Source organism: Bifidobacterium sp. UBA6881 (assembly GCA_002451435.1).
Classification (GTDB): domain Bacteria; phylum Actinomycetota; class Actinomycetes; order Actinomycetales; family Bifidobacteriaceae; genus Bifidobacterium.
Genome location: DKCF01000109.1, coordinates 2,596 through 9,739, shown reverse-complemented (window position 1 = coordinate 9,739; position 7,144 = coordinate 2,596). Strand labels below are relative to the sequence as shown.

The window sequence follows — 7,144 nt, the reverse complement described above, 5'->3', positions numbered from 1 at the left end:
CAATCGGAAAGCCGGCTCCGCCCGTCATCGTTTGCGCCGTAATGTGTCCGGGAGCTCCATCCGATGCATTACGCGCATGGTCGGCGTTGACATTTGCGCCGTGGTACGTTCGGCACGCAATCGTGCCGAACGCCGCTCAGAACTGGTGATACGTGATTTCGGAATGTTCTCCGGTTTCCAACCAATGCGCCAGATCGTCCGGGCCGGCGAACACCATCTCCACGGACTGCGCGATCATCAGGTTCACATGGCTGTTCTCGTCCAGCCCTTCCAGATAGCCGTACACCGGCTTGCCGAGCGCATGCGCGTAACCGATTTCGAACATCGTTCCGGAATCCTCGTCGATGAGGTTGGCGATTACCGCGCGGGCTTCGCGGATACCCCTCGTGTCGTCGGCGAAGCAGCCTTCCGGCCCGACTTCTTCGATGACGCTGGCGAACCGCGGTTTGAACATCGACTTGCCATGATCGGCAAGCACCTGTTCCAGACGCTCCATGCTCGCAGTCTGTTCGGGGTTGAAAAACGGTCCGGCCACGTAAAAATCGTGCTTGGCAATTGCGCCCATCATGTTCCCTTTCGCTATGGTTTATGGCGACAATGCGATTCTACAGCCGGAATGCGGGCGGGCCGATGCGCAGGCTTTCATTCCCACAAGGCCACGAAAGATGCCATGGCGATCGTTCGGCAAAGCATGTCGCAGGCAGGTCATCACTGGGTTCGGGCCTATAGGAAGTTTTCGTGGTGCTTGAGAACGGGTTTTTCGGTGTCAGTCAGCGGCGTTGGGATATTGCGTGCCGGTGTGGAATTCGTTCCAGTCGATGCCGGTTCCGTATGGGGACGTCACCGTCTGGTTCGGGTGTCGCCCCCGCCGACCGTGGCCCGGTCCGTCGACGGACCATCGACGGTGTCGCATCGCACTCAGCCGTGTTCGAAGAATCTCAGCCCGGTACGCATGGGAACCTCGGCCCTGTCAAGTTTCGCCACCAGTCCCAGCGGATTGCGCACATCGTCATACGTGGCGTGGACGATGGTCGTGACACCGGCCCGTTTGAGCAACGCGTCCCGTTCCAACTGATCCCGAACGACCTGCTGCACGCTCCGCCGATTCGTCATTCTCGGATCGACGTACTTCTGCATGCCATCGTATTCCAATACGATCACCCGACCATCGGGCAGATGCCACACGAAATCCACCCGCGCCTTGTTGAACGAATTCGCCGGATCCACGAACTCGCGCTGCAGCTTTGGAACCGCATAACCGTATTCGATGATGAGTGCCCTGCATAACGATTCGCCGCCGTTCTCGGCAAGCGGATCCGTATAATGCAAAGCCCGGAAAACCGGACCGCAGTCACCTGAAACGGAATCGCAGGCATCGATGATCGCGTCGGCAGTGGTCCTACGCTGCCGGAATGCGGAATCGAACGCGGCGAGCGCATATCGGAAATCGTCGTGCATCGCGCAATCGACCAAGGCGCGTTCGACCGTGGTGACCGACATCATTGCCGGAGCGGACAGGAAGGAGCACAGTGCTTTCGCCGACATGAAATTTCCACATGCGCCATGATCATGATTTCGTATGTTCAACACCGGCGAAGGTATTGTGTCAATAGGAACGGACGGCGCGTAGATCTTCCGCAACGGCGCAGAAGATGACGTGTCGCCATTGCCGGCGCTGACGACGGTCGTTCGATGGAGAACGTTCCAAGGGACCTCCAGACCGTGGAATATGGCGGCGGTCGGACCGGTGAAAACCCATGAGCTGTGCCGTCGCGCAAGGGATACCGCGGTGGTTCGCGCGCGTTCCACTGGATTCATCCCAATCCAACAGGTCGCCGGAAGATACAGCCCTTTGTACGGTCGGACGAAGATGCCGCCGGTGACGCGTCTCTGCAGGGCCCGATGCAACGACCGGTCATGCGGCAACGCCTCGACGTCGATGCAGCATCCAGCCGTCTTTGCCATCTGAGCCAGCAGCTCGATTTCAATCTTCCTTGACATGTTCCGAACGTAAATTGTTCGGTGTGCGTATGTCCAGCGCCATCGGGGAATGTGGATAACTCGACGTCGTTCGGGCGTGTCGTGGACAACCGGCTTTGGGGTGCCGGAAATCCAGCCATGCGAAGGCTTGAGGTTGTGGATTGCCGTCTGACAATAGAAGTTTCGCGACGATTCGCCTTGCGGCTCACTTATAGGCATGCCTACCGGTCAATGCCGCTTTGTGATTGTGCTTTGTGATGGAACATGCATGCCGTGATTGCCTTCGCGATGCATTGTCATATTGCGAATATCCATTTGCTGCTATGGAACATGTCGCTTTGCGTATGAAATACGATGTTTTCCGCTGGCGGCGACGTTTCGTGCCCTGGAAAACGTCGCCCAGCGAAGAAGACGATCATGATTCATCCGACAAGCGACGGAATTTTCGCAGAGAGAACGAAATATCCGTGCAAAGGCGCGCACGACAGTCCGCGAATCGGATGGCAGGCGAAATCGGAAGCCATGACGACCATGTAGCGTGCGGAATGGCCCGCTCCGTAGCCGGGTAATAGCACTTGCGGCCGGCTTGTCGATTCAGGAGCGCCTCGCATGGATCATGCGGTGGAAGCACAGGTAGATGATCCACGCGACCGGCATGGTGAGCATGAACACGGGATAGAACCATACGATCGGCAGGCGTCCGTAGAACACGCCTGCAAGCACCGGGCCGAGCGACATGCCCAAATCGATGCCCATGTAATATGTGCTGTTCGCCAGGCCGCTGCGTTCACGTCCCGCTATCACCACCGCCTGAGCCTGCGTCACCGAGCTCATCAGACCGTAGCTGCCGGCCATGGCGACGCCGGCGCCGAACAGATACCAATCATTCGACAGGAACGTCAGGAACCCAAGCATCGCCAGCATCGTCAGCGAGCAGATGGACAGCCAGAACCGGAAGCCTTTCGTGTCGAACAGGTCCTTCATGGTCAGACGCATGATCAGCAGCGCGGCCGCATAGAACACGAAGAACAAATCGGATGAGACATGCTGCAGATGACGTGCCGCGATGTAATCCACCAGGAACGATTGGTTCGCGAAATAGGGGATGGCGAACATCATGAACACCAATGCCAGCGGAATCGCACGCGGTTCCACCAGATTGCTCAGGCGCAGACGGTGACGCAAATGCCCCGCAACGGAGATCCGTCCATGCCCGTCCGGGGATTCCGCCCTGCGCGCGGGGCTGCCGCCGTTCCTCACCAGCAGCACCACCAGGAACGCGCAGACGTTGAGCACCAACGACATGACGAACGTCGGACGATAGCCGACGGCCGCCTGCATGCGGATGCCCAAGGCCGGACCGACGGCGATGGCGAGCGCGTTGACGATGCCGTACAGTCCCATGCCCGCGCCCATGTGGCGTATCGGCAGCAGCAGCGACACCCAGGTGGCCAGGCAGACGGTGCCGCAGGCGAAGCCCAGTCCGTTGACGATGCGTGCCGCGATGAGCATGCCGGTGGAGTGCGCCAGGCAGTACATGATGCCGGCGATGATGTAGAGCGCCGTTCCGACGGCCACGAGGAGGCGTTTGCTGACGAGGTCGGAGAGGTTTCCCGCGATTGGACGGCAGAAGAGGGATACGAAGCTCATCGCGCCGGCGATTATTCCCATCAGCGTTCCGGCGGCGCCCATGGATTCGCCGTATCCGGCGATGATGGGGTTGACGACCATGTTGCTGGTCATGAAGAAGAACGTCGCCATCATCACCAGTGCCACGTCGCGGGTGATGAGCCGGTCTTTATGCGGCTTTCCCGTGTACGGTTTCGTCTTGTCGGTGGTGTTGTTATTGGTGTCGGTGGTTTTCACCGGGTTTTCACGACGTGTGCGTTCCGCGGATTCGGCGCTTGCCGATGATGGTGCCATGACTGTTTCCTCCTCTGGAGACGAACTGTACCGCGGCAATGAAAAATCGGCCATCCGCATATCGCGGACGGCCGATGCCGATTTGGGAGATTGAATCGCTCCGATGCCGTTGTTTACAGGGCCTTGGCGGCCTGTTCGACGAAGCCTTCCATGCCGTCGATCTCGACGACGTTGCTGAAACGCACGTCGGCGGTCTCCAGTCCGCGCAGCGCGGCCGGGGCGGTGGTGCCGGTGGCCTTCGACAGCACGTCCATGCATTCGAAGTCGGTGCCGGAGGCGTCCAGGCCCAGGGATTCGTTGACCACGCGCGGGAACTTGTACGGGCTTGCGGTGCTGAGCAGCACGCGCGGGGTCAGCGGATCGCGCGGCATCTGCTGCATGACGAAGTATCCGCAGGCGGTGTGCGGGTCGATCACGTAGTGGTTCTTGTTCCAGCAGTCCGCGATCATGTCGCGCACTTGGTTCTCGTCGGCCCAGCCGGTGCCGAAGATGGAGCGGATCTTCTTCATCATCGGTTCCGGCACTTCGTAGGCGCCCCATTCGTTCAGGTCGTTCATGAGCGTGGAGATCAGGCGGGTGTCCTTGTCGGACATGTAGTACAGCATGCGTTCCAGGTTCGAGGAGATGAGGATGTCCATCGACGGGGAGATGGTCTGGAAGAACGGGCGCTGGCGGTTGTAGGTGCCGGAGGTCAGGAAGTCGAACAGCACGTTGTTCTTGTCGGACGCGACCACGAGATGCTTGACCGGCAGGCCGAGCAGCTTCGCGTAGTAGCCGGCGAGGATGTCTCCGAAGTTGCCGGTCGGCACGACGAACTCCACTTCGTCGCCGACGTTGATGACCTGCTGTTCCAGCAGTTGCGCGTATGCGGAGAAGTAGTAGACGACCTGCGGCACGAGGCGGCCGACGTTGATGGAGTTCGCGGAGGAAAGCACCACGTGGGAGTCGTCGGCGAGGCGGCCGGCAAGCTCCTTGTCGCCGAAGATGCGCTTGACCGCGGACTGCGCGTCATCGAAATTGCCCTTGACCGCGCACACGTTCACGTTCGAACCGGACTGCGTGGTCATCTGCAGTTCCTGCACCTGGCTGACCTTGCCTTCGGGGTAGAAGACGGTGATGCCGGTGCCGGCCGCGTCCGCGAAGCCGGCGAGAGCCGCCTTGCCCGTGTCGCCGGAGGTGGCGGTGACGATCATGATCTTCTCGTCCTTGTCGCCGTCGGCCGGGGTGGTGCGCGCCATGAAGCGCGGCAGGATCTGCAGGGCGACGTCCTTGAACGCGGAGGTGGGGCCGTTGAACAGCTCCATCACGTAATCGTCGCCCAGCGGCTTGACCGGGGTGATCTTCCCATCGGACCACTGGGGGCCGTATGCCTCGGCGATGCATTCCTTGAGCTCGGCCTCGGTGTAGTCGGGCAGCAGCACGGACAGCACGTCGAAGGCGATCTGCTGGTAGGACCTGCCCGCCAGAGAGGCGATGTCCACGTGGACATCGCCCAGGGAATCGGTCACGAACAGGCCGCCGTCATCGGCGATGCCCTTGCGGATGGCCTGCTTGGAGGTAAGCGAATCGGTGGTGCTGCGGGTGCTGTGGAACGTGGTCACTGGATTTCCTTAGCAATAGAACGAACAATTACGTCAGATACACCACAAGTGTACCGGCATGCGGCGGAAAACGGGCGCGGCCCGTCCGTGGAATGGAACGCCATGCGGCGCGGGTCCTCCGCCCGCCGCGCGCGCCGAGCGGAAGGTTGGATGAATAATGGTCACAGGGACCGGAGAACGCGGGAAGACGCTATCCTAGGGAACTATGACGAATCCACAGAACCAGACCGCTGCCGTAAACGCCGACGTGCTCGAGGCGGTATGCGGGATGGGCGACGCCGCACGCCGCGCGCAAGCCCGACTGTCCCAATCCAACACCGCGGCGAAGAACCGGCTGCTCGAAGCGGTGGCCGACGCGCTCGACGCGCACGCCGACGCCATCGCGCGGGCCAACGCGCTCGACATGAGCGAGGCCGCCGAACACGGCATGGACGCGGGCAAACTCGACCGGCTCAAGTTCGACGTCCCACGCGTCAAAGCCACGGCCCAAGGCGTGCGCCACGTGGCGTCCCTGCCCGACCCGGTGGGCGAGGTCGTACGCGGATACCATCTGGAGAACGGCCTGCGCCTGCAGCAGGTGCGCGTGCCCATCGGCGTGCTCGGCATGATCTACGAGGCGCGCCCCAACGTCACCGTCGACGTCGCCTCGCTGTGCGTCAAATCCGGCAACGCGGTCCTGCTCAGAGGCGGACACGCCGCCGAACGCACCAACGCCGCCGCACTCCACGTCATCGGCGACACGCTCGCGCGGCACGGCTACGACCGCGCCCTGATCGCATCCGTCGACGAATACGGACGCGAGGGCGCCACCGCCATGATGGAGGCGCGTGGCCACATCGACGTACTCATCCCACGCGGAGGAGCGGGACTCATCCAGGCCGTCGTACGCAACTCCAAAGTGCCCGTCATCGAAACCGGCGCCGGCAACGTGCACATCTACGTCGACCGCTCCGGCGACCTCGACAAGGCCATCCCCATCCTCATCAACGCCAAAACACAGCGCGTCGGCGTATGCAACGCCGCCGAAAAGCTCCTCGTCCACAAAGACGTCGCGGAACGCTTCCTGCCCGTCGCGGCGGAGGCGCTCGCCAAGGCCGGCGTCGAGATGCACGCCGACGAACGCGCGTACGGCATCATCGCCAAGACCGGCATCGAGGGCGCGAACCTCGTCGCGGCCACCGACGGGGACTGGGACACCGAATACCTCGCACTGAAGATCGGCATCAAGGTCGTCGACTCGCTGGACGAGGCCATCGAACACATCAACCGCCATTCGACGGGCCACACGGAATCCATCATCGCCGAGGACTATTCCGCGGTGGAGGAGTTCACCGCGCGCATCGACTCGGCCGTGGTGATGGTCAACGCGTCCACACGGTTCACCGACGGCGGCGTGTTCGGCTTCGGCGCCGAACTCGGCATCTCCACCCAGAAGATGCACGCGCGCGGTCCGATGGGCCTGCGCGAGATGACCACGACCAAATGGATCGGATACGGAACGGGACAGGTGAGAGCATGAGCGAGTTGTATGTGAACGGACTTGACAATCCGTGGGACGCGGACCTCGACGACCCCTACTTGGGATTGCGCCTCGCCTCGGAACGTCTGAGCATCGTCCGCTACGTGTTCCTGGTGCAGAT

The 7,144-nt window shown here is 61.6% G+C and carries 5 protein-coding genes and 1 pseudogene; 2 read left to right on the top strand and 4 right to left on the bottom strand.

The window, feature by feature from the left end:
* Window positions 1-136: 136 nt before the first annotated feature.
* From B3C64_RS08320 to thrC, 4 genes are all read right to left on the bottom strand, one after another.
* Window positions 137-565, bottom strand: coding sequence for a nucleoside 2-deoxyribosyltransferase (locus tag B3C64_RS08320; protein WP_349679971.1), 429 nt, complete (start codon window positions 563-565; stop codon window positions 137-139).
* 353 nt (window positions 566-918) lie between these two features.
* Window positions 919-1,545 carry a hypothetical protein gene (locus tag B3C64_RS08315; protein ID WP_291535009.1) on the bottom strand — a complete coding sequence of 209 codons (627 nt, stop codon included), beginning with the start codon at window positions 1,543-1,545 and terminating at the stop codon, window positions 919-921.
* A gap of 1,029 nt (window positions 1,546-2,574) precedes the next feature.
* The gene (locus tag B3C64_RS08310; protein ID WP_291535008.1) at window positions 2,575-3,903 is read right to left on the bottom strand and encodes an MFS transporter; all 1,329 of its coding nucleotides are present in this window, start codon (window positions 3,901-3,903) and stop codon (window positions 2,575-2,577) included.
* Window positions 3,904-4,016: 113 nt separating this feature from the next.
* Window positions 4,017-5,504 carry a threonine synthase gene (gene thrC, locus B3C64_RS08305; RefSeq protein ID WP_291535007.1) on the bottom strand — a complete coding sequence of 496 codons (1,488 nt, stop codon included), beginning with the start codon at window positions 5,502-5,504 and terminating at the stop codon, window positions 4,017-4,019.
* A 205-nt stretch (window positions 5,505-5,709) separates the two neighbouring features.
* Here thrC and B3C64_RS08300 point away from each other — a divergent pair, with 205 nt between their 5' ends.
* Both B3C64_RS08300 and B3C64_RS08295 read left to right on the top strand, forming a co-directional pair.
* Complete coding sequence (locus B3C64_RS08300) at window positions 5,710-7,023, top strand: glutamate-5-semialdehyde dehydrogenase (protein WP_291535005.1); 1,314 nt, start codon at window positions 5,710-5,712, stop codon at window positions 7,021-7,023.
* Window positions 7,020-7,144: pseudogene (locus B3C64_RS08295) on the top strand (phosphoribosylglycinamide synthetase); the annotation flags it as partial. The gene B3C64_RS08300 and the pseudogene B3C64_RS08295, both read left to right, overlap by 4 nt.